3 protein-coding genes are annotated in these 3134 nt (G+C 37.7%); 1 reads left to right on the top strand and 2 read right to left on the bottom strand.

Translation table 11 applies throughout. The features are described 5' to 3' along the window. Both H6G97_RS54395 and H6G97_RS48680 read right to left on the bottom strand, forming a co-directional pair. On the bottom strand, nucleotides 1–311 hold a 311-nt coding region (locus H6G97_RS54395), incomplete at its 3' end, for a four helix bundle protein (RefSeq protein ID WP_242056149.1). Nucleotides 312–818: 507 nt separating this feature from the next. Continuing rightward, nucleotides 819–1013: a DnaB-like helicase C-terminal domain-containing protein gene (locus H6G97_RS48680; protein WP_190947461.1), complete on the bottom strand. Its 195-nt coding sequence runs from the start codon at nucleotides 1011–1013 to the stop codon at nucleotides 819–821. 680 nt (nucleotides 1014–1693) lie between these two features. On the opposite strand from H6G97_RS48680, the gene H6G97_RS48685 reads away from it, so the two are divergent. Then, nucleotides 1694–2926, top strand: a complete 1233-nt coding sequence (locus H6G97_RS48685) for a ScyD/ScyE family protein (RefSeq protein WP_190947462.1) — start codon at nucleotides 1694–1696, stop codon at nucleotides 2924–2926. Nucleotides 2927–3134: the final 208 nt, after the last annotated feature.

Genomic DNA, 3134 nt, shown 5'->3' on the forward strand with positions numbered 1-3134 from the left:
CTCGTTGGGGATCTGGTGGCTATGCTTTTTTTCTTCTGGTAACTATAAACAAGATTAATTATTCGCTTGTTCGTATTGTTTCCGCGAACTACTTCTTTTTGTCCAAAGTCCAATAATTTGCTCAGAAAATCTTTATCAGATTGGGCAGATTGAGCTTCTTTAACGTTTGCACCTATAGAAGTACCACTTCGGAGTAACTGTTTTGATAATGTTCGACAAACTCCGGGTTTTTCATCTAAAAAAGTACAAGCTTTAACTATTCTTATTGCCAAAGCTTTCGTTCTATCAGCAATACTAATTTTTTGATTCATTTCTTTTACTCCTAGTTAATAATTGCGAATTGCGAATTGCGAATTGATTCTTGGCAATGGTAATTGGTGATATCTGCGTGGATTGGAATTCCTGGTTGTTCATGGCGCAATTGTGATTGAGAATAAGGGGAGATTTCGACAATTTGCTGGACTCGGAATTTGTGAGATAGACCTGCGGCTGATATTCCGTGGTGGCAGAGTCCGCCGATGCCGGAGAAAAGTGAGAGAGCATTGGTTATTTTTAGCTAATATAATAGCGGTTTCATTGTCTACAAATTTGACATTTATTATTTGGCAAGCGCGGAAATTTTACCACAATAATAAGTGGTTAAGTTTTATCCTGATGGCAGTAACATGGGTGATGTTATTTGGGACTTTTCGGTTTATATCGATAGGTTACTTGTTAATGCAGTGGCTAGTTGATTAAAGCAAGAGTCGCCCATTGTTACAAAAGGTGTTGGTAAATTTAATCATTCTCAGCTTCCTATTTTGCATAGAAAACGATTTTCACTTCGTCGGAACTGTTTCAACTTGGAACATGATCATCTCGATTTCATGTTCAGAATTTGTCAGATACTTATTGAGTTGTTTAGCGTTCGCCCTGAGTTGTTTCAAGATGGAGTCGATTTCTTGTACCCGGTTTTCACCATCCCGCTTTTTTCTTCTTGGTTCAATCAACTGCACATAGTCCACAATTACCAAACTGACTGACCCGCAGCTTGTATGGGTGTGCTTCTAGCACTACCTAAATCTTTCTTTCCTCTAATTAAGGAAGAGGTTTTAATGGATTAGGAAACCAGTCTTCATACCCGTAAGAGTTTGATATATTTTATACAGTATTATCGCAATTTATTTTACTGCTGCTTGTAACCGTTATTTTTCTTTGAAGGTCATGCCTATGATTTGAGTAATTATTGTGTTCTTTGCATCTACACTCATGAATCAGTCTTTCTGCAAAAAGGGGATGCTCCCTATAAGCAATAAACTCGGTTATAAGCTAAAGCAATTTTGACTTACACCAAAATTTCTACACATCCAACGGCTAGATACTGTAAACATAAAAAATTGACAAGTTTATCAAAAGATTTTTCATTGCAATCATACCTAATATACTATAAATTATCAGCAGTTAAATTATGCTTGGCTTAGTTTTTTAGACTTCAAATATTAAATTTGTTTTTTTTACAGGACAACTTGTATTCACTTGGCGAACTACTAGGGATAGTATGAGCAGAACAGAGAAATTGCAGTGAGATTCTTCTTTCCTCTACATCCGCCCCTGGTTGTCTCCATCCAGCAATACAGGGTTGGCAGACTACTAGGTTTAGCAATGATTAGTCAACATGAATACTAAATAAACGTCTACATATTTGGATTGCCCAATGTCTTTATCTTTACTTTCTAAATCTGCAATACGCTTTGTGTTCATCACTGTTGGTATTGCTGTTGTTTCTGGAATCAAACCAGTCCTAGCTGCGTCATTTACTGTCGTTGCTGATGGTCTTGATAATGTACGTGGTCTTAGCTTTAGTCCTGACGGCAGTCTCTATGTTACAGAAGCAGGTGTAGGAGGCGATCAACTATGTAGTGCATCAATAACTATGCCAACTGAGCAAGCTTGTGTTGGTAAGAGTGGTGCTGTAACAAGAATTAAAGATGGTAAGCAAGAGCGGATTCTCACAAATTTACCATCTTACGCACTGTCATCCAATCAAGGTCAAGGAATTGGCACTAACGATATCCAATTTGATAACTTTGGAAATGCTTATATTCTGTTTGGTTCTGTTCCCAATGTTAATTATGATAATACCCTGTTAAATTCTCCAAAATGGGGAGCGTTATATAAAGTCGATTTTAACAGTGGTAGATTTACAAGTATTGCTGATATTTCTAGTTATGAATTTGCTAAAAATCCTAATGAAGCCTTACCTAATGGAAATGCACTTAGCAATCCTTACTCTTTTATTATTGAAGGCAATACTGCTTATATTGCCAATGCAGCTGCAAACGATGTGTTAAGTGTAAAACTTGATGGCAGCAATTTAAAGACACTTGTTACATTTCCAGAGCAAACTTTAACTACTCCTACGCAAGAGATTAAATATCAAGCAGTACCCACAGCTGTTGCCATTGGCCCTGACAAAGCTTTATATATTAGTCAATTGACAGGTATACCTATTCCTGAAGGTAAAGCTAGCATATTTCGTGTTGGAGCAGATGGTCAAACAACAGTTTATGCTGATGGTTTTACACAACTAACTGACTTAAGTTTCGATACGAATGGCAATTTGTATGCTTTACAATTTGCTAACCAACCATTTTATAGAAACAATCTAGATGCCTCGCTTATTCAAATAGCTCCTGATGGAACTCGGACAACGTTACTTAGCGGTAATGGGTTAGAGTCAGCTAGTGCTTTAACTATTGGGCCTGACGGTGCTATTTATGTCTCAAACAAAGGTGATCGTGCAAAACAAGGGCAAGTTTTAAGAATTGAAGTTGTGGCAAAGGTGAGCGAACCAAGTACGGTACTAGGTACTACGCTTATAGGGTTTGGCGCATTGGCTGCTCATTCACTCACTAAGCGTAAAAGAACTGCGACAAAACAAAGCTAAAGCAATTTTCTAACTTTTTATTCCATCCAGCACATCTAATCAGGAGCAAGTGCCAGCACTTGTGCAACAAATATCTGGGGTTCACTGGTAAACAGACTAGTACAGCACGGCGGAAATAAACCAAGCATTATTGTGAGAAACTAAGAAAGTAGAGTCAAAGCAGTTTAGGCTGAAAACAAAGGAACCTAGTGTGGCACGGTTAGCTCCA

It is taken from the genome of Nostoc flagelliforme FACHB-838, from assembly GCF_014698065.1.
GTDB lineage: Bacteria > Cyanobacteriota > Cyanobacteriia > Cyanobacteriales > Nostocaceae > Nostoc > Nostoc flagelliforme_B.

Bases quoted from the DNA above. Each gene is read 5' to 3' on its own strand.
- H6G97_RS48685 (WP_190947462.1), top strand. From the start codon at position 1,694: ATGTCTTTATCTTTACTTTCTAAATCTGCAATACGCTTTGTGTTCATC.